General features: G+C 36.0%; 19 protein-coding genes, 1 tRNA gene and 2 riboswitches. Of the genes, 4 read left to right on the top strand and 16 right to left on the bottom strand.

Features of this window, described 5'->3' with window-relative positions; genetic code table 11:
• Window positions 1–15 precede the first annotated feature (15 nt).
• Window positions 16–118: riboswitch (purine riboswitch) on the bottom strand.
• Between the two features lie 104 nt (window positions 119–222).
• The 6 genes from guaA to ACTXGU_RS20940 all read right to left on the bottom strand — a co-directional run bounded on the left by guaA (window position 223) and on the right by ACTXGU_RS20940 (window position 8,564).
• Window positions 223–1,770 carry a glutamine-hydrolyzing GMP synthase gene (gene guaA, locus ACTXGU_RS20965; RefSeq protein ID WP_443483474.1) on the bottom strand — a complete coding sequence of 516 codons (1,548 nt, stop codon included), beginning with the start codon at window positions 1,768–1,770 and terminating at the stop codon, window positions 223–225.
• A 238-nt stretch (window positions 1,771–2,008) separates the two neighbouring features.
• Window positions 2,009–2,112, bottom strand: a riboswitch (purine riboswitch).
• Between the two features lie 29 nt (window positions 2,113–2,141).
• Window positions 2,142–4,358, bottom strand: a complete 2,217-nt coding sequence (locus ACTXGU_RS20960) for a transglutaminaseTgpA domain-containing protein (protein ID WP_443483473.1) — start codon at window positions 4,356–4,358, stop codon at window positions 2,142–2,144.
• Window positions 4,355–5,563 (bottom strand): DUF58 domain-containing protein, encoded by a 1,209-nt coding sequence (locus tag ACTXGU_RS20955; RefSeq protein WP_443483472.1) that lies wholly within the window; start codon window positions 5,561–5,563, stop codon window positions 4,355–4,357. Before ACTXGU_RS20955 ends, ACTXGU_RS20960 begins: the two co-directional genes overlap by 4 nt.
• Window positions 5,564–6,520, bottom strand: a complete 957-nt coding sequence (locus ACTXGU_RS20950) for an AAA family ATPase (RefSeq protein WP_443483471.1) — start codon at window positions 6,518–6,520, stop codon at window positions 5,564–5,566.
• A gap of 115 nt (window positions 6,521–6,635) precedes the next feature.
• Window positions 6,636–8,030 (bottom strand): TerD family protein, encoded by a 1,395-nt coding sequence (locus ACTXGU_RS20945; RefSeq protein WP_443483470.1) that lies wholly within the window; start codon window positions 8,028–8,030, stop codon window positions 6,636–6,638.
• A gap of 201 nt (window positions 8,031–8,231) precedes the next feature.
• Window positions 8,232–8,564: a hypothetical protein gene (locus tag ACTXGU_RS20940; protein WP_443483469.1), complete on the bottom strand. Its 333-nt coding sequence runs from the start codon at window positions 8,562–8,564 to the stop codon at window positions 8,232–8,234.
• 264 nt (window positions 8,565–8,828) lie between these two features.
• Between ACTXGU_RS20940 and ACTXGU_RS20935 the strand changes: the two genes are divergently transcribed.
• Entirely contained in the window at window positions 8,829–9,023 is a 195-nt protein-coding gene (locus ACTXGU_RS20935) for a hypothetical protein (RefSeq protein WP_443483468.1), read from the top strand.
• A gap of 260 nt (window positions 9,024–9,283) precedes the next feature.
• Here ACTXGU_RS20935 and ACTXGU_RS20930 read toward each other — a convergent pair whose 3' ends face one another.
• The 3 genes from ACTXGU_RS20930 to groES form a co-directional block, all read right to left on the bottom strand.
• A complete protein-coding gene (locus ACTXGU_RS20930; protein WP_443483479.1) occupies window positions 9,284–10,648 on the bottom strand; it encodes an amino acid permease in 1,365 nt (454 codons plus the stop codon).
• 471 nt (window positions 10,649–11,119) lie between these two features.
• The gene (gene groL, locus ACTXGU_RS20925) at window positions 11,120–12,751 is read right to left on the bottom strand and encodes a chaperonin GroEL (RefSeq protein ID WP_443483467.1); all 1,632 of its coding nucleotides are present in this window, start codon (window positions 12,749–12,751) and stop codon (window positions 11,120–11,122) included.
• A gap of 84 nt (window positions 12,752–12,835) precedes the next feature.
• Entirely contained in the window at window positions 12,836–13,120 is a 285-nt protein-coding gene (gene groES, locus ACTXGU_RS20920) for a co-chaperone GroES (protein WP_443483466.1), read from the bottom strand.
• A 335-nt stretch (window positions 13,121–13,455) separates the two neighbouring features.
• Between groES and ACTXGU_RS20915 the strand changes: the two genes are divergently transcribed.
• Both ACTXGU_RS20915 and ACTXGU_RS20910 read left to right on the top strand, forming a co-directional pair.
• A complete protein-coding gene (locus ACTXGU_RS20915; RefSeq protein ID WP_443483465.1) occupies window positions 13,456–14,181 on the top strand; it encodes a lysostaphin resistance A-like protein in 726 nt (241 codons plus the stop codon).
• Window positions 14,182–14,385, top strand: a complete 204-nt coding sequence (locus tag ACTXGU_RS20910) for a YdiK family protein (protein ID WP_443483464.1) — start codon at window positions 14,182–14,184, stop codon at window positions 14,383–14,385.
• Window positions 14,386–14,440: 55 nt separating this feature from the next.
• Here the strand turns inward: ACTXGU_RS20910 and ACTXGU_RS20905 are convergent, their stop codons facing one another.
• Both ACTXGU_RS20905 and moaC read right to left on the bottom strand, forming a co-directional pair.
• Entirely contained in the window at window positions 14,441–15,094 is a 654-nt protein-coding gene (locus ACTXGU_RS20905; protein WP_443483463.1) for a redox-sensing transcriptional repressor Rex, read from the bottom strand.
• Between the two features lie 226 nt (window positions 15,095–15,320).
• Window positions 15,321–15,812, bottom strand: a complete 492-nt coding sequence (moaC, locus tag ACTXGU_RS20900) for a cyclic pyranopterin monophosphate synthase MoaC (RefSeq protein WP_443483462.1) — start codon at window positions 15,810–15,812, stop codon at window positions 15,321–15,323.
• A 410-nt stretch (window positions 15,813–16,222) separates the two neighbouring features.
• Here moaC and ACTXGU_RS20895 point away from each other — a divergent pair, with 410 nt between their 5' ends.
• On the top strand, window positions 16,223–18,136 hold the full coding sequence (locus ACTXGU_RS20895; RefSeq protein ID WP_443483461.1) for an ABC-F family ATP-binding cassette domain-containing protein: 1,914 nt from the start codon (window positions 16,223–16,225) through the stop codon (window positions 18,134–18,136).
• Between the two features lie 205 nt (window positions 18,137–18,341).
• On the opposite strand, the gene tsaD is transcribed toward ACTXGU_RS20895, so the two are convergent.
• The 5 genes from tsaD to ACTXGU_RS20870 all read right to left on the bottom strand — a co-directional run bounded on the left by tsaD (window position 18,342) and on the right by ACTXGU_RS20870 (window position 21,398).
• The gene (gene tsaD, locus ACTXGU_RS20890; RefSeq protein WP_443483460.1) at window positions 18,342–19,364 is read right to left on the bottom strand and encodes a tRNA (adenosine(37)-N6)-threonylcarbamoyltransferase complex transferase subunit TsaD; all 1,023 of its coding nucleotides are present in this window, start codon (window positions 19,362–19,364) and stop codon (window positions 18,342–18,344) included.
• Window positions 19,364–19,810, bottom strand: a complete 447-nt coding sequence (gene rimI, locus ACTXGU_RS20885; protein ID WP_443483459.1) for a ribosomal protein S18-alanine N-acetyltransferase — start codon at window positions 19,808–19,810, stop codon at window positions 19,364–19,366. The genes tsaD and rimI overlap by 1 nt, the downstream gene beginning before the upstream one ends.
• Window positions 19,810–20,526, bottom strand: a complete 717-nt coding sequence (gene tsaB, locus ACTXGU_RS20880) for a tRNA (adenosine(37)-N6)-threonylcarbamoyltransferase complex dimerization subunit type 1 TsaB (RefSeq protein ID WP_443483458.1) — start codon at window positions 20,524–20,526, stop codon at window positions 19,810–19,812. The genes rimI and tsaB overlap by 1 nt, the downstream gene beginning before the upstream one ends.
• Complete coding sequence (tsaE, locus tag ACTXGU_RS20875; protein ID WP_443483457.1) at window positions 20,526–20,978, bottom strand: tRNA (adenosine(37)-N6)-threonylcarbamoyltransferase complex ATPase subunit type 1 TsaE; 453 nt, start codon at window positions 20,976–20,978, stop codon at window positions 20,526–20,528. Before tsaE ends, tsaB begins: the two co-directional genes overlap by 1 nt.
• A 346-nt stretch (window positions 20,979–21,324) precedes the next feature.
• Window positions 21,325–21,398 (bottom strand) — tRNA-Met (locus ACTXGU_RS20870).
• Window positions 21,399–21,606: the final 208 nt, after the last annotated feature.

Raw genomic sequence — 21,606 nt, 5'->3', positions numbered from 1 at the left:
AGTTCATCAAAATCCCTATATATTCACTTCCCTCGTAGTCAAGCTATTTTCGGTAGCTCGGTAGAAACTTTCGGACCATACTCTCCAATATTATACGAGTATACATTTTTCTCAGCTGCCAACCAAGTGTATCAACATGTATGTTATTCGTCAATAAAAAAACGAACATTGATAAAGGAAAAACCCATCAATGTTCGTTATTATGTCAAAATTTACGATATTTTATTCCCATTCAATTGTTGCTGGCGGCTTACTTGTAATATCGTACACTACTCTGTTGATATGATCTACTTCGTTTACAATTCTTGTAGAAATAACTTCTAGCACTTCCCAAGGAATTCTTGCCCAATCAGATGTCATACCATCGATAGAAGTTACCGCACGAATACCGATTGTATAATCATACGTACGAGCATCTCCCATTACCCCAACACTGCGGATATCTGGTAAAACAGTGAAGTATTGCCAAATATCGCGATCTAAGCCAGCTTTTTTAATTTCTTCACGTAAAATAGCATCTGATTCGCGTACAATTTCAAGTTTTTCTTCCGAAATAGCACCTAATACACGAATACCTAAACCAGGACCTGGGAATGGTTGTCTCCAAACAATATCATCCGGAATGCCTAGTTCTGTACCTAATGCTCTTACTTCATCTTTAAATAATGTGTTTAGTGGTTCAATTAATTCGAACTGCATATCTTCTGGAAGACCACCTACATTATGATGCGATTTAATCGTTTGAGCAGTTGCAGTACCACTTTCAATAATATCGGTATAAAGTGTTCCTTGTGCAAGGAAGTCAATGCCTTCTAATTTTGTCGCTTCATCGTCAAATACATAGATAAACTCATTGCCGATAATTTTACGTTTTTTCTCAGGATCGCTTACGCCTTCTAATTTCGATAAGAAACGCTCTTTCGCATCAACCTTAATGACATTCATATTAAAGCCCTCAGAGAAAGTTTTCATTACACTATCCGCTTCGCCTTTACGCAGCAAACCATGATCAACGAAAATACATGTTAATTGATCACCAATTGCTTTATGAATAAGAACGGCAACAACAGACGAATCTACTCCGCCGCTAAGCGCACAAAGAACTTGGCGATCGCCAACTGTCTGGCGAATTTTTTCCATTTCAATTTCAATAAAGTTCTCCATAGACCAATCGCCTTTGCATCCACAAACACCAAATACAAAGTTCTTTAAGATGTCGTTTCCATATACAGAATGGCGAACTTCTGGATGGAATTGAACAGCATATAATCCTGCTTCTTCATTGCTCATGGAAGCAATAGGACAAGAAGGATTTGTTCCATCAACTGTAAAACCAGCAGGAGCTTCTACTACTAAATCTCCATGGCTCATCCATACTACTTGTTGTTTTGGCAGCTCAGAGAAAAGTTTATTGTCATGCTCAATCGTTAATTCTGCTTTACCATATTCACGCTGCTTTGCTCTTTCTACTTTTCCGCCTAAATGCTTCGTCATAAGCTGCATGCCGTAGCAAATACCAAAAATAGGCAAGCCTAAATCGAATATCTTTTCATCACAGCCAAATGCATTTTCATCATAAACACTGTTTGGACCACCTGAAAAGATAATACCAGCTGGATTTAACTTTTTAATTTCTTCCGCAGTAATCGTGTGTGGATGCAGCTCACTGTATACCCCAAATTCTCTTATGCGTCTTGTAATCAATTGATTGTACTGACTACCAAAATCAAGAACAACAATCATTTGACTGTTAATACTTGCTTTCCCCATTATTTTTCACCCCAATTAGTCTATTGTAAATCATCATCTTTTTACTATTTTTTCTTAATTCGATAGAATCATGCTAAAAAGATTAAAAAACTTCAACTGCGAGTTGCACTATTATCTTCTATCGATTAAGCATAACAAAAAACTAGAATTCTCCTCCCCAAAAAACGAAGGCAGAATTCTAGTCTTAATCTAAACAAAGTAGGAGTATTAGCATCAGCTATTTTCCTAATTTTATCATGAAGACTTTATCTGCCCTCATAGTCAGACCATTTTAGGTGATCAGGTAGAGACTCTCGTACCATATCACCCCTAGGATATATGAAGGTAAATTATATAGATGTGAATATTGTAACAACATGTCGAATTAATGGTCAAGCTGTTGTTCTTTTAATTAAATTTTCCCATAATTCTTTCAATTCATCCCAACCACTCATATTTACATGTCCTTTATATAAATACTCCTCATATTTTGCCGTTAACCGAACCATTTCATTCGATTCATATAGGTGATCGATTTGTTTCGCATACTCTCTTAATGTAAGTTCTTCTTTTTTCCTCATACCCGCAATTTTTAATAAACGTAGCAATATTAAATAAGCTTCAGGGAAATCTTCTTCCTTATTTTTATTTCTAAATCTCCAAATAAAATAGTATGGCAGCCATTTATAGCGGTACGTTATAACCAGCCAACTAAATATAGCAGCACTTAACAATCCACCTGCAATCCATTCCCAATTATTTATACTAAACAGTTTTACTTTGTTCCACCATTCTGTAAAAGACCATGCTTGCTTTTGCGAAGCTGGATTTTGTTCTTCTGGCAGTGGTTTTGGCTTCGTTTCTGTTTCTACTTCTTTCTTTTGCTGCTCTTTTTTCTCTTCCTTATTATTTGCTTCATTTTTCACATCATTCAAATAGCTGTTTTCATTCGAAAAACCTTGTGTTGGTTCAAATGTTACCCATCCTACTTCAGGAAAATAAGCTTCCACCCAGGAATGTGCATTATCATTTGTTACTTCGTAAATAGAGCCGCTTGCAGAACTTTTAATGACTTCTCCTTCTGTAAAGCCTTTTACCCATCTTGCAGGGATGCCAATTGAACGTAATAGTGTAACCATCGAAGTAGAATAATTGTCACAATAGCCTAGTTTTGTTTCAAATAAGAACTGATCAACATAATCATCGTTTTCTCCTGGTACAGCTACATCACTTTTGCTGTAGGCAAAACCGTTTTGCGAAAAATATTTTTCGATAGCCCTCGCCTTGCTAAAAGCATTGTCTTCGTTTTTTGTAATTTCTTCCGCCAACTCGCTCACACGCTGCGGCAATGTATCTGGAAGCTGTAAATGCCGCTTGACCATGTCCTCATTTTCTCTTACAAACTTTTCTAAATCAGCAGTCGTTAAAGCCGTTAAGCTATACTCTGGTTTATTATATCGAACAATGTAAGAATCCATAGTACCTTGACTAACAATACGCTCATTTCCTCTTTCTATTGTAAAATTAGAATTACTAAGAATATCACGAATGCCAAGGGGATATAAAAGATAAGAAAAAGGCTGGACAAACTCTACCTTGCTTCGATACTTTGTAAACTTTACATTATCTCCCTCTTCAAAAGAATAAAAAGGAATAGGATCACCTTCATCAATCACGCTAGAATCCCTATTTAACTCTAACGATTGTTCAGACTGTACCCATCCTTTTCCTGTATAAGTGTCCTTTGTCTCCACTTTCCAGTAATGAGGTGATTGCACTTCCGCTTGGAATACAACGGTATCATCTCCTTGAAACGGACCGCCTAAATTCGAATCATCCACACTATAACCAACCCGCTTTACACCGCCTGTCCCGTCATTCCCACTTTTATTGCTCATCGATTGAATAAACGGAACAGGATCTGGCCAAATTGGTTCTGCCTTTGGCGACACATAGCCAATTGCTGCACTAATTGCAACAAACAAAAGCAGCGGAGCCATCCATTTTAACAAGAAGCGGTTATCCTTCTCTAAACCTTCTTTATCACGAAGACGGAAATAAGTTAACATCCCCATTACTGTAAATCCAATAATAACCGTGCGTACAATCGCATACTCCGCATTATATGGCGTAAAGGTGTCCAACACCGTAATATAAATCATCGTCAGCAAAAAAAAGGTGAAAATCTTTCTTTTTTTAATCAGCCAATAATCGATTAAGTATGCCATTAGCCATAATAATATAAAAAACAATAAACTTTTAAACATATCGGTCATTTCTGGCCAGTTGGTATCAAACATAATCGCCATATTTTGCAAGATCTCTGAAACAAACGTTCCTACCCAACTAAAAGCGAAAAAAGGTGTTTCATCATATAAATATTGCAGGATATATACCATGTATATTACTTTAATAAGTCCACTAAAAACCGCTGGTGCACGAAAGAACGCCAATAAAAAGGAGACAGCTAAAAAGAGTATAAACACGAACACATTCCCAGTATTCGTTAACTCTTCAATCGGCCTTAACCATTCTAAAATAAGAAATAAACCAAGCACATAAAGAATGAAATTAGATAATGTCCGAGTCTGTTCCAATTGTTTACTCATCCTGTTTTCACCTCCGAAAAAGCATCCTGAAATCTCCCATTTGATACTGGAATTACACGAATACCTCTTGAAGATAATGCAGCTCTTAAGTTTCGTTCACTGGTTGTTAAACTTTCCTTTATATCTTTTATTAAAAAAACACCGATATTAAATTTTTTACTGGCAAGATAACTTGTTTTTTCTACTAACTCTTTTGATAAATTAGCAGTAACCAACATTAATGTAGCATTTTGCTGCAAAGTAGGTGTTTCATTTTCTATTAATTGCGCCAAAGAAATTTTGCTGCCCTTTGTAGCTTTTGCCAAATGATAAAAAAGCAATTGCTGCTGACTATCTCCTCCTCTGATCGGAAAAGTCATTTTTTCTTCTTCGAATGACAGCAGCCCGACTTGAGCTCCTTTTTTCAAAATCGCTCTAATTAACGTTGCTGTAAAAGACACAAGAATTTCAAACCGAGAATTTTCTTCACAATCCATGACAACCATAATATCGTGCGACTGTCTCTGTTCAAACTCCTTTGTCATCATACTGTTTCGCTTCGCACTCGCTTTCCAGTTAATCCACGAAAACCGATCCCCCGGTTGATATTCTCTTATGCCAACAGCCATCGTTGTATCTCTCTGCACTCTTTCCTTAGATGCTGTCATTCCTTGATCAAATTGGTTTTCAAACGGCTTATAAATCATCTCTTCGTACGTTGGATAAACAATAATTTTTTCTACATTAGGTACAGCCGCTTCTTTTTCCATTAAACCAAGAGGATCACCAATCTTTACTTTTGTATGATAAAAGATATGTTCTCCTCTAGGCAGTTCTTTTATTTCGTATTCATAGTTTATTTGCCTTTTAAAAGCAGGCAGAAGCAGTTTTTTTCCAGTTCTCTCTTCTGTTAATGATTGACTTAAAGAATCCTCGACAAGCAGGTAAAAAATCGGCAGATAAGATTTTCTATTTAATTCAATCTCAACTTTCAGCGTTTCCTTTGCGTTATATTCATGCTTCTCTATCCTCCGCACGACTTCCCACTCTTTTACAGAATAAATGGCTAAAAGCAAGCCATATATGGCAAAGGGAAGAAAGCTGTAAAATAAAAACCAGCTGACAAACCCGCCTTGAAACATCGCATAAGAAAAGGTAATGCCTATTAAGACAAATAATAGGATCAGCTTCCAAACAGGAATCAATTTTTTAAAAAATACTTTCATTTATTTCACTAACCTTTGTACAGGGACAGAGACTTTTGATACAACCCGGTCTATCACATCTTCTGCACATATTCCTTCAAATTTTGCCTCTGACTTCAAAATAATCCGGTGGGCAAATACTGCTTTTACAAGATATTGAATATCATCTGGCAGCACATAATCACGACCTTGTATAAAAGCATAGCTTTGAGCTGCCTTCATCACTGCAATTGATCCCCTTGGACTAACACCTAAATAAACACTAGGGTCGACTCTTGTGCTATCTGCAAGCTGCACAATATACTTTTTCACCGTGTCATCTACATACACTTTTTTCACTTCTTCTTGCAGCATTACTAATTCTTCTAGCGATACGACAGGCTGTAAATTTTCAATTGGAGCCTGTACTTGCACTCTCGTCAACACTTCCATTTCTTCCTGCACGGTCGGGTAACCCATTTTCATTTTTAATAAAAAACGATCTAATTGTGCTTCCGGGAGAGGGTATGTCCCTTCGTATTCAATGGGATTTTGTGTTGCCATCACAAAAAAGGGCTTGTTTAGCTCATGCGTAGTGCCGTCAATCGTTACACTGCTTTCTTCCATTGCTTCTAATAACGCAGATTGTGTTTTAGGAGATGTCCTGTTTATTTCATCTGCCAAAATAATATTCCCAAGTATTGGTCCCGGAACAAATTGAAATTCCATTTCTTTCGGATTATATATGGAAACACCTGTAACATCAGAAGGAAGTAAATCCGGTGTAAACTGAATTCTTTTGAAGTTTGCGCCGACCGATTTCGCCAAAGAACGAACCATCATCGTTTTTCCTACTCCTGGTACATCCTCTAAAAGAACATGCCCTTCAGCCAACAAAGCAATTAAACTTAATTCCGCTACCTCTCTTTTGCCAATCATAACCTTTTCAATATTTTCAATTATTCTGTTAATTTTTACGTTTGTTTTGTTTATGGACATCGGTCTCCTCCAATTTTGCCTTGTTTTATGTATTTTGCAGCCAAATTTCGGAAGAAGAAAACAGAATAGAGATCTTTAATTCTTGTCCTACTCTATTTTCTTCTACTATATTTATTTAGGACAAAAATTCATTCGCGTTTAATCCTAATTCTTGACATATTTCCATGACTACTTGTTTTTCTCTTTGATCAAAATGACCGTCTGCATAGCCGATCGCAATACAGTACCTTGCAACAAGTCTCGCAATCTCTGGCTTAGAACGAACTTTACCAAGCGCTCTAAAGCATTCTGCTCTACCAATAATTTGATCATATTCTAGTCTTCTTATAAATTGATTAAATTGCTGCAGCACTTTATTTGTATCAAACACACGCAATTCTTCACTTTGGTGAATAAACTCCACCATTTTTCTCTCTTCAGAAGGATCTAATCTACCATCTGCCATTCCTACCAATGCACAAGCTGCCACAACAGCATCTAATGTATCTGGACTTTTAAAGCGCATAAACAATTCTTTTGCTTTTTGCTTTTGCTGTCTTCCCCATTCAGCATAATCTGTATTAGAAGGAGACCAATTGTTCCGACAGCTATTACAAGTGAACTTTAATTGATTCTTTCCAATAAAGCCGCCAAGCAAGCCAATTGGGCCTAAAATTAAGCCTCCAACTGCCGCTTTCCCTAAACCAAAACCTTTTTCACCAGTCCGTACATTTGTGCTATGACAGCGTGGACAAACAATATGATCTCCACCGTACGTTTGGTTAGTATGTACTTGACCATTCGCTGCCGGCGGATAATGCCCCGTATTTGTGCCTAAATGGGGTAAAGAAGCTTGTCCGTAGTCAGCATAAGGTGCACTATACTGATTTGGCTGTGGGGGAGGAGCATAAGTTGGCTGCGAATAGGAGTTGTTCATCGGCTGTGGTGTCGGTTCATCATCTACTGTCACACCAAAATTGCGGCATAACGCAGCTAAGCCTCCTTGAAACCCACTTCCTATCGCATTAAATTTCCATTCCCCATTATGTCGGTATAACTCTGCAGCAACAATGGCTGTTTCCACTGTATAATCTCTTCCTAGATTAAACCTTATCAATTCCACATTTTCTCTTTCACTTATTATTCTCACATAGCCATTGGAAATTTGTCCAAAGTTTTGCCCCTTTTCATTTGCATGATGGATCGTAATCGTAAAGGCAATCCGCTGAATAGAAGGTGGAACGCGCATTAAATCAATGTTAATTTGTTCATCATCAAAATTTCCTGCTCCCGTTCTGTTATCCCCGCTATACATAACCGAACCATTTGCGCCGCTTGGATTATTATAAAAAATAAAATCAGTATCACTATGCACCTTCCCATTTGCTCCAAGCAAAAAAGCTGATGCATCTAAATCATAATTTGCTCCATGGTGGTTAATATCCCAACCTAATCCAACAATCACATTGCTTAAGCCTGGATTTGTTTTCGTTAAATCCACCTTTTGCCCCTTGCTTAGCATTACTCCCATCTATTTGCCTCCTCTATTAAAAAAACCTCTTATCTTTTTCGTTATATATGTTTCTTTTATTTTACATGAATAGTTTCTTGATTGGAATTTTCAAAGCTTTTATAAGAAATCAACATACTTTATTGCTTACGATTGAAATGCAAAAAAGTTTCCCTTAATCTGAAAAAGGAAACTTCACAACAGTATTATTCTTTGTTATCATTAAGTAAAATTAGAATAGTAACTTTGATTTCTTCCGCGTTTATTTTTATAAAAGAACGTACGAACAATCCGATGCAGTTCATCTTTTGGTTCGCTTTTAATAATCTCTGAAATATGTGCAGGAATCAATTTCTTTACTGTATTATTCCTGTCCCCTTTACAATCCAGCCTTTTTGCTACCTCGGTAATATTGTCTCTAAATGCATATTGCTTGATTACTTCTTGTTCAAAACTAGCAGGCTGATAAGACTCTGCTAAACAAATAAATTGTTCTAAAAGCTCTATTTCTTGTTTTAACTTCACAATCTCTTTTTTCGCTTTAGCAATGTCCAAATGATAACCTCCCTCAATCTGCTTTTGATAACTAACTTCTTGTACAGAGATTAATATCCTGCTAAATTTATTGTCTAAAAAACGACAAATTATTTCTCTATTTAAAAATAATGTTTTTTGATTATCGTAATATTTTCTTTTGTTGCAAGAAATTAACGAAAATGTCTTATTGTCATCAATTTGCTAGACACTTTACATTTATTTAACCTTATACTCATTTTGGCTTGTAGTACAATTAATTAGAGGAAAAAGGAGTTGGGATAAATGATATTCGGTGAACTCATTTGCAAGCTGCGTGGATACCATAAATTTAATTATTATTACAGCGGACAATGCATTACATGCGGGAAAATCCGAAAAGAATATGAAAATAAAGATAGACAACAACAACAGAATGTTTCTCCTACTCCAATAACATCTTCAGAGTATGAGCAAGATCAAAATAACCCTTCTCGTTAAAGAGAAGGGTCTTTTAAATCCTAGGCTGTTTTTGTTGCTTTTAAAATACACTTCGCTTTCCGTAGGAGAGAGTCGAGCCTCCTCATCGCTTTGGTGAGGTCACTGAAAAAGTGGATGCTATGAAATATAGATAGGGAAAATCATCCCGCAGGAGTCGTGCGGACGCCTCTCCTAACCAACATGATGGTCGTTTTCAAACTCTCTATACCATTTTTTCACTGTAAAAAACAACAAACTTTGAAAAAACAGCCTAATCCTATTTAATTAGTTCTTACTGCCATCTTATTTCTTGTTCTTATCTTATAAATTGCAACTAGAAGTATAAACCATACAGGAGTGACGAACAAAGCGACACGCGTATCTTCTGCAAGTGTAAGCACGACTAGAACAAATGCTAGAAAAGCAAGAATCAAGTAATTGGAAAATGGATAAAACGGCAACTTGAATTTGTTTGATTTTGCTAGATCTGGTCTTGTTTTGCGATATTTCAAATGACATATTACAGTAATTCCCCAAATAAAAATAAAGCAAACAGTTGAAATACTTGTAATCAGTGTAAATACTCCCTCTGGCATGACATAATTCAATATGACTGCAATTAAAATGATAATCATTGAAAAGAACAATGCATTGGAAGGTACTTGGTTTTTAGTAAGCTTTGTAAATGATTCAGGCGCATTTTTATCTTTTGCAAGTGAGTATATCATCCTGCTTGTACTAAAAATAGCACTGTTACATGCCGAAGCTGCGGATGTTAAAACGACAAAATTAATGATGCCTGCTGCCGCTACAATCCCGATTGCCAAGAAAACTTGGACAAAAGGACTTTCTGTTGGAATGATAGCATTCCAAGGATATATGCTCATTATTACAACTAGAGCTCCAACGTAGAAAATTAAAACCCGGATAGGAATATTGTTAATCGCTTTAGGAATTACTTTTTCCGGATTTTCTGTTTCTCCTGCTGTTAATCCTACAAGTTCAATGCCAACAAAGGCAAATACAACCATCTGGAATGAGAGAATAAATCCATTCATGCCATTTGGAAACATCCCTCCATGGCTCCATAAATTTGTAAAACTAGATGAGCCTGCATCTGTAGAAAATCCCTTTATGATCATGATTATGCCAATAACAATTAATGCTAATATTGCGATGACTTTAATTAAGGCGAACCAAAATTCCATTTCTCCGAACAGCCTTACTGTTGCAAGATTCATGATAAGCAAAATGACAAGTGCAATTAATCCAGGCATCCACTGCGGTACACTAGGGAACCAAAACTGGGTGTAGAGACCCACAGCCGTTAAGTCAGCCATTGCAATGGAAATCCAGCAAAACCAGTAAGTCCAGCCTGTTATAAATGCAGCCATGTTGCCTAGATAATCTCTTACAAAATCAACAAAAGAATGATATTTTAAATTACTTAGGAGTAATTCACCAAGCGCTCGCATGATTAGAAAACAGATTGCTCCTGTAATAATGTAAGCAAATAAAATGGATGGCCCTGCTAAATGGATAGATTTTCCCGCACCAAGAAATAAGCCCGTTCCAATTGCCCCTCCAATAGCAATAAGCTGTACATGCCTATTTTTTAGGGATCTAGCTAATTTTTGTTCCTTCATACTATTCCAACTTTCTATTAAGTTAATTCTTACATGCTTTTCATAACTCAAACTCTACAACCTTAGGAAAGGCGTTTTAGTCTATTGGCACTGATTATTTTAAAATAATCCCGGAAGCACAGTTACCAAATTTAAAAAGCACCTCATATAATGATAGCTATAATAACCGAAACAATCAATTGCCAAAATAGTGACAATTCGTTTTTTAATTGGTTACCCTGAAAATAAGCTCTGTTAAAAGGGGTTTTCCGAAGCTTATCGCTCGCTTTCCGCGGACGAACTGGCAAGCCTTTGCTCGTATCTCACTGCGAAGTCTTTCCAGCACGTTTTTCCGCAGGAGTCTCGCAAATAACCGCCAAAAAAAGTCCTTTATAAGTGATAAACTTACAAAGGACTTTTTATATATTATGAGCAAACTATAAGCATTCTATATTACAACTCAACAAACCCAATAATGGGTTTATTAAGTTATTACATCATGCCGCCCATTCCACCCATACCGCCCATATCAGGCATTGCAGGGCCAGCGTTTTCTTCTGGTTTGTCAGCTACAACTGCTTCTGTTGTTAAGAACATTGCTGCAACAGATCCAGCGTTTTGAAGTGCTGAACGTGTCACTTTAGTAGGGTCAACAATTCCGCTTTCGATCATGTTTACCCATTGGCCGTTAGCAGCGTTGAATCCTGTTCCTACAGGCTCGTGTTTTAAACGTTCTACGATTACTGAACCTTCAAGTCCAGCGTTGTGAGCGATTTGACGAACTGGCTCTTCAATTGCACGAAGAACAATGTTAATACCAGTAGCTTCGTCGCCTTCTGCTTCGATAGCAGCGATTTTATTGTATACGTTTAGAAGTGCAGTTCCACCACCTGCTACGATACCTTCTTCCACAGCAGCGCGAGTAGAGTTTAATGCATCTTCAATACGAAGTTTGCGTTCTTTTAATTCTGTTTCAGTAGCAGCTCCAACTTTTACTACTGCAACTCCGCCTGCAAGCTTAGCAAGACGCTCTTGTAATTTCTCGCGGTCAAATTCAGAAGTTGTTTCTTCCATTTGCGCACGGATTTGGTTGATGCGTGCAGCGATTTGTTCTGATTCGCCAGCACCTTCAACAATTGTTGTGTTTTCTTTCGTTACGACAATTTTTGCAGCGCGTCCTAAAGAATCGATCGTTGCAGCTTTAAGGTCTAAGCCTAAATCTTCTGTAATTACTTGACCTCCAGTAAGAATAGCAATATCTTCTAACATTGCTTTACGACGATCTCCAAATCCTGGTGCTTTTACAGCAACTGCAGTGAATGTACCGCGAAGTTTATTTACTACTAATGTAGCACTTGCTTCACCTTCTACATCTTCAGCAACAATTAATAGCGGCTTGCCTTGTTGTACTACTTGCTCAAGCACTGGAAGGATTTCTTGAATGTTAGAAATCTTTTTATCTGTAATTAAGATATAAGGATTTTCAAGAACAGCTTCCATTTTATCTGAATCAGTTACCATGTAAGGAGATACATATCCACGGTCGAATTGCATACCTTCTACCACGTCTAATTCCGTTGTGAAACCTTTTGATTCTTCAATTGTAATAACACCGTCGTTGCCAACACGTTCCATTGCTTCTGCAATTAATTGACCAACTTCATCATCAGCAGCAGAGATTGCAGCAACTTGTGCAATAGACTCCTTGCCTTGGATTGGTTTTGAAATTGCTTTTAACTCTTCAATTGCCGTTGCAATCGCTTTGTCGATCCCTTTGCGGATGCCCATTGGGTTAGCCCCTGCAGTAACGTTTTTTAACCCTTCACGAATCATCGCTTGTGCAAGTACTGTTGCAGTAGTTGTTCCATCACCAGCAACATCATTTGTTTTGCTTGCTACTTCTGCTACTAGTTTTGCACCCATGTTTTCAAATGCATCTTCTAGTTCAATTTCCTTTGCAATTGTAACACCATCATTTGTAATAAGCGGAGAACCATATTTCTTCTCTAATACAACGTTGCGTCCTTTAGGTCCTAATGTTACTTTAACAGCATTTGCAAGTGCGTCCACTCCACGCAGCATTGCACGACGTGCTTCTTCACTAAATTTAATGTCTTTTGCCATTTTGAAAAACCTCCTCGATTTTTTTATATCTATTTATGATCGTTTATGTTTTATCAAAACAAATCTTTGCGTTATGATAATTGATTAGCCTACGATTGCTAAAATATCACTTTCGCGAAGAATTAAATATTCTTTTCCTTCATATTTCACTTCTGTTCCAGAATATTTTGAGAAGATGATGCGGTCATCTACAGCTACTTCAAGAGCAATACGCTTACCGTCTTCTAATATGCGACCACTGCCTACAGCTACTACTTTACCTTCTTGAGGCTTCTCTTTCGCAGAGTCTGGTAATACAATACCACTTGCAGTTTTTTCTTCTGTTTCAACAAGCTCAATAACTATACGATCTCCTAATGGCTTTAACAAGTGAAACAACCTCCTCAAATAATATGTAATTAAATTTATTTTCAATTTATTTATTAGCACTCGTTTACCTTGAGTGCTAACACAAGTATTATATTAATTAATCTTGTTTCATTTTGCAAGAGTCATGCTTTTATTTTTTATAAATTTTCATTCTTCCCCTTTACTATTTGAAACCTATAGCTACTTATTAGTACAATAGAAGGTATGGACCATTTAACCTGCTGCTATTATGTCCATAAATTATATGTATAAAACATAAAAGAATACATACTTTAGTTTATCTTTCTATATGTTAAAACTAAAAGAATAACTCGTAGTATAAAGGAGCATGCTTAATGAAAAAGGAATATTGGATTATCTTAATTGCGTATATCGGTATGCAGTTTTCATATATTATCGGTCTGCCTCTTCTTTATTTCATCGGGGCATTTTTTGGCTATGAACAAGAAGACATAAAGTCTTGGGCGAATGTAATTTGGATCGTATTCAGCTTTACCGTTACTTTAATTATTGTATTGCGATTATTGCGCCATGAAATGAAAACTCCTATTCGGAATAAAGCCGCCAGCTTGCCAACTTCTATTGGCTGGGCAATAGGAGGTATTTTTCTTTCCTTATTTGCGCAAGGAATGGCGAGTATGATTGAAAATTTAATGGGAATAAACGCAGGCTCTCAAAACACAGAACAATTAATGAGATTAGTCGAATTTTCACCTATTGTAATCCTTGTGATCAGCATTATCGGTCCGATACTGGAAGAAATTATTTTTCGAAAAATTATATTTGGTGCATTATACACGCGTTTAAATTTCTTTTTGTCCGCATTAATTAGTTCAGTAGTTTTTGCCATTGCACATTATGAGTTTGTTCATATTCTTTTATACGCAAGCATGGGCTTTACATTTGCTTTTTTATATGTAAAAACAAAAAGGATTCTTGTGCCCATTTTTGCCCACGTTTCGATGAATACACTTGTTATTATTATTCAATTAAATCAAGAGCATATACAAAAATGGCTCGAACAGTATAATCAGATTTCACATTTTATTGGAGGATTTTAGATGAGGCAATCCGCTTTATTTTCCGGCGTTATTTATATTTTGTTAGGGGCGTTATTTACATATTTCGCCATACAAAATATTCAAACAAATAATGGCTGGGGCTTTTTAACATACGTTTTAATCTTACTGGCAACATTTGATATCGGTTCAGGCATCAGATTAATTGCTTATCATTACTTTATAAAAAACAAATCAAAGAAATAACAAAAAAAGGCGCATTTAAGCAGTATTTATCCTTCTGCTTAAATGCGCTTAATTATTATTCTTCCTCTTCAATAGTTGGATAATGTTTCAAAAAGTAAACAAGGGACTGTAATTCAATCGCTAAATCAATATGATGAATACGTACATCAGAAGGTACACTTAATCTAGCAGGAGTAAAATTAAGAATACCTTTTATTGAACTCTTTACTAGACGATCTGTAATCGTTTGGGCAACTGCTGATGGAACCGTTAAAATAGCCGCTTGTATATCATTCTCTAAAATTACTTTTTCTAAATCATCCATATGATAAATGGTTACTTCACCGATTTTGTCATTAATTTTTTCTTCTGCAACATCAAAGGCTACTTCTATTTTTGTATTATTATTTTTTAAAAAATTATAATTTAAAAAAGCTACCCCTAAATTACCTACACCTATTAATGCAACTTTTGTCAGTTCATCTTGGTCTAACGTTTTGCGGAAAAAAGAAAGTAAATAATTCACATTATAACCATATCCTTTTTTACCCAATGCACCAAAATAAGAAAAATCCCTTCTGATAGTTGCAGAGTCAACCTTAACTGCTTCACTTAATTCTGCCGATGAAACACGCTGTTTTCCTGAAGAATGCAAGTTTTTTAAAAATCGATAATATAAAGGTAGCCGCTTAGCAGTCGCTTGCGGAATTTTCATTACCTCATTACTCATTCTTATCCCCTACCTGTTATTTTAATAAGAAAAAATAGTTCCCTATTGCTGTAAATACTAACTTTCTTCTTTTATTTTGGCTGTTTTCGTATAGATTGTTGCTTTTAAATTCGCAGCCCGAATACTTCTTCTCCCATTTTTCACGTAAAAAAACAACAAACTTTGAGAATACAGCCTTTATTTTTTACTGTACAGACAGGGATGCCTCTTTTTTCAGTAAAAATTACTATAAATCTTGTCTTTTGAAATCGCCGTTTTTCCCACCTGTTTTTTCAACTAAATATGTTTTGCCGATTACCATTCCTTTATCCATGCTTTTACACATATCATAAACGGTTAACGCCGTAATGGACGCTGCAGTTAATGCTTCCATTTCCACACCAGTGCTTCCAACTGTTTTTACTTTTACGATAATGATTAATTTATAATCACTGGATTGTTTTTCTTTCCACTGATATGAAATATCTACACCCGTCAAATGAATGGGATGACACATTGGTATAAGGTCTGATGTTTTTTTCGCTGCCATAATACCCGCAACTTGAGCAACCGCTAAAACATCTCCTTTTTTCATTGTTTGCTCTGTTATTTTCTCATATATATCTTTACTAACTGTAATGCTAGATTTCGCTATTGCAGTGCGAACGGTTTCATGTTTATCGCTTATATCCACCATTTTCGCTCTTCCATCTTGATTAAAATGCGTCAATTCGTCCATTTAAAACACCTCTATGCAAAATGATACACTATTTTTCACATAATGTGTATTTAAACCTATATTTTCTATTTTAGCGTAAGAATTTAGTGAAATCCACCTAAAAAGGAATATATTTCTAAATACAAAAAAACACATGTAAGCAAAAGGAAGGAAAATGACACTTTATTGCAGTATTAGAGTGTAGACAAAAAACTCATTTTTGCAGAAACCTCAGGCTGATCGAAAACGGTTGTCTTTCGAGGCGTGAAGCCTTGGGAGGAGCGGAGTTACCATGGTTGGGTAATGAGCATCCGAGTAAGGCGAACAACGAAGAAAGCGAGCGTTTGTCGACAGCCTGAAAATGACACTTTATTGCAGTATTACGCATTTTTAGGTTACACTTAATGTACATATCATCTGAGGTGAAGCAAATGATCTTATTACAAGTAAATCAGTTATCCAAGTACTTTGGAGCTGATCTAATCTTATCAAATATAAAGTTAGAAGTACAAACTAGAGATAGAATAGCACTTGTCGGCAGAAATGGTGCTGGAAAATCCACCCTTTTAAAAATGATTGCCGGTCATTTATCATATGATTCCGGAGAAATAATAAAACCTAAAAATGTGGAGATTGGTTATCTTGCCCAAAATACTGGATTAGAATCGAATTTAAGTATTTGGGATGAAATGCTTACAGTATTCAAAGCATTACAAGAACAAGAATTAGAGCTTAGAAAATTAGAACAACAGATGTCAGACCCTAATACAAATAGCTTCGAAAAAATACTAATAGAGTATGATAAATTACAGTTTGATTTTAAAGAAAGTGGGGGATATCAATATGAAGCAGATATTCGCTCTGTTCTTCATGGCTTAAATTTCAGCTCTTTTGATTATAATACGAAGATCTCTAGTTTAAGTGGGGGACAAAAAACAAGACTTGCACTTGCAAAATTATTATTAATAACTCCAGATATATTAATATTGGACGAGCCAACAAACCATTTAGATATTGAAACATTATCATGGCTGGAACAGTATTTACAAGGTTATAAAGGAGCTGTTCTTATTGTATCTCATGATCGCTACTTCCTAGATAAAGTAGTAACTCAAGTATATGAATTATCAAGGAATCATATTCAGAAGTTTATTGGCAATTACAGTGCTTATCTAGAACAAAAGGCTGAAAATTACGAACGTGAAATAAAATTATATGAAAAGCAGCAAGATGAGATTGCCAAGTTAGAATCCTTTATCCAAAAAAACTTAGCCCGCGCCTCAACTACGAAACGCGCACAAAGCAGACGAAAAAAATTAGATCGGATGGACCGAATGGATCGTCCAGATGGAGCAGAGAAGTCAGCTACATTTGGGTTTGGCATCGAAAAACAAAGTGGCAATGACGTTTTAAAAATTAATGAATTATCCATTGGATATGAAAACAATATCGTAGCAAGAAATGTTCAATTTCACATCAATCGTGGAGATAGTATTGCATTAGTAGGACCAAATGGGGTTGGTAAATCGACCTTGTTAAAAACGATTATTGCTAAGCTCCCACAATATTCAGGGGAGATGTCCTTTGGCACCAATGTTATGATCGGTTATTATGATCAAGAACAAGCAGAACTTTCTTCTAATAAAAAAGTGTTAAATGAGCTTTGGGATGAATTTCCCCTTAAACCAGAGAAGGATATAAGAACAGTACTTGGTAATTTTTTATTTTCAGGCGATGATGTTCTTAAAATCGTAAGTTCCTTAAGCGGGGGAGAAAAAGCACGATTAGCTCTAGCAAAGTTAATGATGGAGCGCCCAAACTTTTTAATATTAGATGAACCAACCAACCATCTTGATTTAGACAGCAAAGAAGTGTTGGAGAATGCATTAATTGATTTTCCTGGCACGATCCTATTTGTATCACATGATAGATATTTTATTAACCGGATTGCGACAAAGGTAATCGAATTGCAGCGTGAAGGATCTACAGAATTTTTAGGCGACTACGATTATTATGTAGAAAAAAAACTAGAGCAAGAGGAACTATTAGAACTTGCTGCTGCTACAGCGGTTGCGAAGGAATCTAGTACAGAAAATGATAAAAACTCCTATCAATTAGATAAAGAAGCCAAAAAACTAGAACGCCAGCGTGTAAGAAGAATTGAAGAAATAGAAAAGCAGATTGAAGAATTAGAACAAAAAGTCTCTACCAACGAGCAATTACTTTGTGAACCAGATATCTTTCAAGATCATGAAAAGGTGTATGAACTTAATAAGGAAACTGAAACCTTTAAAAATCAGATTGATAATCTTATGGATGAATGGACAGAATTATCAGATAAGTAAAAAGTACTGGATAGAATCTATCCAGTACTTTTTTTCCACATTTTTACCCACAGACTAATAGTTATTATATTAGCTTTCCACATATTTATTCACATTATCCACAGTTCCAACAAAAAATATTCACATTATCCACAGTTTTCTAAATTTTTTCACAATTATCCACATAAAAAATCCCCGTACTTTTACAGGGATTTAATCCTATACATCATTGATTGTGGATAGTTATGTCTAAACCTGGATTTCCATTTAAATTTAATGCTGCTCTTTGCCCTTTTTGATAAAAAACAGTTCCTGCCGCTGCAATCATTGCAGCATTATCTGTGCATAAAGATAATGGTGGAATCGTTAGTTTAATCCCAGGAGATGCTTGAAAAGCTTGATCTAACGCTGTTCTTAGTCCTTTATTTGCTGCAACTCCCCCAGCTAAAAGTACTTGCTTAACAGCAAACTCTTTTGCTGCCTGCACCGTTTTCGAAACAAGCACGTCCACAACACTTGCTTGAAAACTGGCTGCAAGGTCCTCCGGCTTGATTGTTTCTCCTCGCTGTTCTGCGTTATGCACAGTGTTGATAACTGCGGATTTAAGTCCACTAAAGCTAAAATCATACGTTCCGTCAATCCAAGCACGCGGCAGTTTTATAATTGTATTGCCATTTTGGGCTAACTTATCAATATGTGGACCCCCTGGATACGGTAAATTTAACGTTCTCGCCACTTTATCATACGCTTCTCCTGCCGCATCATCTCTTGTTTCCCCTATCACTTCAAAATGACCGTGTTCTTTCATATAAACCAGCTCAGTATGGCCACCAGAAACGACTAATGCTAGTAAAGGAAATTCTAAGTTATCCACAAGCTGATTTGCATAAATATGTCCTGCAATATGGTGAACTCCCACAATGGGGATATCATGTGCAAAACTTATCGCCTTTGCTGCATTAACACCTATTAATAATGCTCCAACAAGTCCTGGTCCTTCCGTTACGGCTATTGCCTGCAAATCTTGATAGGTTACATTTGCACAGTTCATTGCTTCTTCTATTACTAAAGTTATTTGTTCTACATGATGTCTCGAAGCAATTTCAGGAACCACACCTCCAAATCTTTTATGACTTTCGATTTGAGAAGCAACAACATTTGAAAGTATTTCTGTTCCGTTTTTTATTACTGAAACAGCCGTTTCATCACAACTAGTTTCAATTCCTAATACAAGCAAATCATTTGTCATTATATTTTCACCCACATTACTAATGCATCTTCTTGATTATCTGTATAATAATTCTTCCTGATGGCTCCATCTTGAAAGCCCAATTTTCTATACAAATTCTGTGCGATTTTATTGGATACTCTTACTTCTAATGTCATCGTAACAGCCCCTTTATTTTTCGCTTCCTGCATTATTTTTTTTAACAGTTTTTCTCCTAACTTAATTCCTCTATACTCAGGCAAAATTGCAATGTTTGTAATATGCGCTTCATCCACTACAATCCATACTCCACAATAACCTACTAAATGCTTGTTATGCTCTATTACCACATATGCAGCAAAACGATTTTGTGTTAGTTCATTGTAAAAAGCTTCTTTGCTCCATGGAGTAGTAAAAGACATTGTTTCAATCGTATATATTTCTTCAATATCTTCAACTGTCATATAACGAAAATTAACATTTTCCATTACCCCATGTCTTCCTTTTTACCTTTTTTATTTGCTTCTAACCAATTTGCTTCTGCCTCTGCCAACCGAATATATTCCGGAATAAAAGTATGTATTTCTTCATTCTCTTTTTCATTTCCCAACATGGCTAAAACCGATGGTCTAGGATTATAATCTGCAGGATCAGCTAATATAGCTTGCTCTCCTAATCCTGATAAAATAACCTCTTGATGTAAAGGTAGATCATTTCCAACAAATAATATTTTCTTTTGTTCTTTTTTTAACTGTTCAACCCAGTCTGTTGTTAAAATTAATTGATCTTCTTTTTTTTGTATACATTTTTTTTCCGAAAATTGATATAAACCAGTATATATTTGACCTCTTCTTGCATCAAATAACGGCACTACATTTCCTTCAAAATACTTGCCGACAGATACGGCTAATACTTCTAAACTCGATACCCCTACTAAAGGAATATTTAAAGTCCAAGCCAATGTTTTAGCAATAGTAACACCAATTCTAACACCAGTATAAGAGCCTGGCCCTTTGGCAACTACAATTTTCGTCAGTTCTTTCGGTTTTATATCACATTCTTTCATTAGCTGTTCAATCGCAGGCATTGCTCGAACAGAATGATTTTTCTTTAAATTGGTTATATATTCACCGACTACTTTTTCATTATCTAATAACGAAATCCCCAATACAAAATTAGAAGTATCAATTGCAAGTACTTTCATTAAAATAACTCCTTACATAATTGCATATACCTTGTACCATATGGAGAAAAAACAATTTTTCTTCCAGACTCGTTTTCATAGTATAAACAAATTTTTAAATATTCTTCTGGCAGCTGATCTTGAATTAAATGGGCCCACTCTACGACACAAACACCATCACCTTCAAAATACTCATCAAATCCCAAATCTTCAAATGAATCTTTGACCCGATATACATCCATATGATAAAGGGGAAGTCTGCCTTTATATTCTTTTATGATCGTAAAAGTAGGACTGTTTACTGTTTTGTTTATATTTAGACCTTTGGCCACCCCTTTTGTAAAGGTTGTTTTTCCAGCTCCTAAATCGCCTTCCAAGGTTATTACATCACCTTTTTGCAACAATGCAGCTAATTGTTCTGCTATTTTCATTGTATCTTCATGGTTTTGTGTAATCCATTCAAATTTATCCATGTACCATCACCTAGTTATTCGATATTTAGTCATATCCTTTATTATACTCAATTCATCTATCAGTCTAAAGCATGAATAGTTTTTTATTCATCCAGTTGTAGTAATTATTCTTTTAGAGGATGTTCAACAAGATCAGATGTCGTCGAACTTCTACTTTTCCGCTCCTCACATTTTAATATAGAGAATCTTCAACTGAAAATACTCACACCCTGTGGAAGTCCGGTGCTCTAAGCTTCATTCCCTTTAACTTTTTAATCGCACAATTTTAGAAAGAAGTCTTCTTGCCTAAGTACAATAAAAAATCCTTAGGTATTACCCTAAGGATTTTTTATTGTATGGTTGTTTATTGCGGAGGCAGGATTTGAACCTACGACCTTCGGGTTATGAGCCCGACGAGCTACCAGACTGCTCCACCCCGCGACGATAATAGTTAAATAATTTTGTTCCTGCCCTTTTATAATGTCCCGATTTCGGAATGCCTATTCAAGATGCAGTTCAATCGGTACAACTCGACGTATATTCACTGAAGTAAAGCTCGTTGCTCTAGCCCACGACGATATTATAATTGCCTGGCGACGTCCTACTCTCACAGGGGGAGAGCCCCCAACTACCATCGGCGCTGAGAAGC

The sequence above is a fragment of the Niallia sp. 01092 genome, from assembly GCF_052318935.1.
Taxonomy (GTDB): domain Bacteria; phylum Bacillota; class Bacilli; order Bacillales; family Cytobacillaceae; genus Niallia.
The sequence above is the reverse complement of the archived record's forward strand: the minus strand, read 5'-3'. Positions and strand labels throughout refer to the sequence as shown.

Bases quoted from the DNA above. Each gene is read 5' to 3' on its own strand.
- guaA (WP_443483474.1), bottom strand. From the start codon at position 1,770: ATGGGGAAAGCAAGTATTAACAGTCAAATGATTGTTGTTCTTGATTTT.
- ACTXGU_RS20960 (WP_443483473.1), bottom strand. From the start codon at position 4,358: ATGAGTAAACAATTGGAACAGACTCGGACATTATCTAATTTCATTCTT.
- ACTXGU_RS20955 (WP_443483472.1), bottom strand. From the start codon at position 5,563: ATGAAAGTATTTTTTAAAAAATTGATTCCTGTTTGGAAGCTGATCCTA.
- ACTXGU_RS20950 (WP_443483471.1), bottom strand. From the start codon at position 6,520: ATGTCCATAAACAAAACAAACGTAAAAATTAACAGAATAATTGAAAAT.
- ACTXGU_RS20945 (WP_443483470.1), bottom strand. From the start codon at position 8,030: ATGGGAGTAATGCTAAGCAAGGGGCAAAAGGTGGATTTAACGAAAACA.
- ACTXGU_RS20935 (WP_443483468.1), top strand. From the start codon at position 8,829: ATGATATTCGGTGAACTCATTTGCAAGCTGCGTGGATACCATAAATTT.
- ACTXGU_RS20930 (WP_443483479.1), bottom strand. From the start codon at position 10,648: ATGAAGGAACAAAAATTAGCTAGATCCCTAAAAAATAGGCATGTACAG.
- groL (WP_443483467.1), bottom strand. From the start codon at position 12,751: ATGGCAAAAGACATTAAATTTAGTGAAGAAGCACGTCGTGCAATGCTG.
- ACTXGU_RS20915 (WP_443483465.1), top strand. From the start codon at position 13,456: ATGAAAAAGGAATATTGGATTATCTTAATTGCGTATATCGGTATGCAG.
- ACTXGU_RS20910 (WP_443483464.1), top strand. From the start codon at position 14,182: ATGAGGCAATCCGCTTTATTTTCCGGCGTTATTTATATTTTGTTAGGG.
- ACTXGU_RS20905 (WP_443483463.1), bottom strand. From the start codon at position 15,094: ATGAGTAATGAGGTAATGAAAATTCCGCAAGCGACTGCTAAGCGGCTA.
- moaC (WP_443483462.1), bottom strand. From the start codon at position 15,812: ATGGACGAATTGACGCATTTTAATCAAGATGGAAGAGCGAAAATGGTG.
- ACTXGU_RS20895 (WP_443483461.1), top strand. From the start codon at position 16,223: ATGATCTTATTACAAGTAAATCAGTTATCCAAGTACTTTGGAGCTGAT.
- tsaD (WP_443483460.1), bottom strand. From the start codon at position 19,364: ATGACAAATGATTTGCTTGTATTAGGAATTGAAACTAGTTGTGATGAA.
- rimI (WP_443483459.1), bottom strand. From the start codon at position 19,810: ATGGAAAATGTTAATTTTCGTTATATGACAGTTGAAGATATTGAAGAA.
- tsaB (WP_443483458.1), bottom strand. From the start codon at position 20,526: ATGAAAGTACTTGCAATTGATACTTCTAATTTTGTATTGGGGATTTCG.
- tsaE (WP_443483457.1), bottom strand. From the start codon at position 20,978: ATGGATAAATTTGAATGGATTACACAAAACCATGAAGATACAATGAAA.